The organism is Halobacillus trueperi (assembly GCF_003386945.1).
Taxonomy (GTDB): domain Bacteria; phylum Bacillota; class Bacilli; order Bacillales; family Halobacillaceae; genus Halobacillus; species Halobacillus aidingensis.
In genome coordinates this window covers 1-971 of sequence record NZ_QUAE01000050.1, presented here as the reverse complement: position 1 = coordinate 971, position 971 = coordinate 1, and the positions used below count along the sequence as shown (strand labels likewise).

Annotated in this window: 1 protein-coding gene; it reads left to right on the top strand. The window is 40.9% G+C overall.

All coding sequences use genetic code 11. The features are described from left to right. Positions 1–971, top strand: a 971-nt coding sequence (locus DYE48_RS20925) for a reverse transcriptase domain-containing protein (RefSeq protein ID WP_244199501.1), incomplete at both ends; no start/stop codon positions are given.

Sequence of the window (971 nt, the reverse complement as noted above, 5' to 3'; positions counted from 1 at the left end):
AGGGTTCACCGCAAGGTGGGATTTTATCTCCCCTTCTTTCTAATGTCGTCTTAAATGATCTAGACCAATGGGTTGCAGACCAGTGGGAAGTATTTCCCCTGACGAAATCTTACAGTTCAGATGATGCAAGAAGGCGAGCGAGAAAACAAACGAATTTGAAACAAGGATATCTGGTCAGGTATGCTGATGACTTTAAAATTCTATGTCGGGATGGAAAGACAGCGCAGAGGTGGTACCATGCGGTACGTCTGTACCTCAAAGAGCGTTTGAAGCTGGACATCTCACCAGAGAAATCTCAAATTGTAAACTTAAGAAAACGAGAATCTGAGTTCTTAGGGTTCACCATTCGTGCGAATAAAAAGGGTAAGAAACGAGTGGCCCATACTGGGGTTATTTCTTCAAAAAGCGAGAAAATCAAACAGGAAGCGAAGAAACTCATTCGAAGAATGAAAGCTTCGCCTTCTGCTGAGAATATTCATCGTTACAATAGCTTTGTTCTAGGACTTCACCAATACTTTAAGCGATCTACTCATGTAAGTCTCGTGTTTTCACGTCTTGCTTACGATCTTAAACCATTTTTAGTGAACCGCCTTCGACCGGTTGGAACGCTAAAACATCCTTTTAAGCCACCGCCTTTTTATAAGAGAACCTTTAGTTTAGGAACAAAAACGATCTATATCAATGGTACGTATCTATTTCCCATCGGAAATGTGAAAACATTTCATGCGATGAGCTTCAGTTCAAAGCTTTCGCTTTACACGAAGAAAGGCAGAGAACAGATACACAAAAGTCTTCGCCCGGATATCCAGAAAGAAATTGGACATTTAATGAAGTCTTCTTTACCGAATCGAAGTGTCGAATACCTGGATAATCGTATTAGTCGGTATAGTATGAAGATGGGGAAATGCGAAATTACAGGCGAATATCTTCACGCTTCAGATGTTCATTGTCACCACTATGTGCCAAAGAAT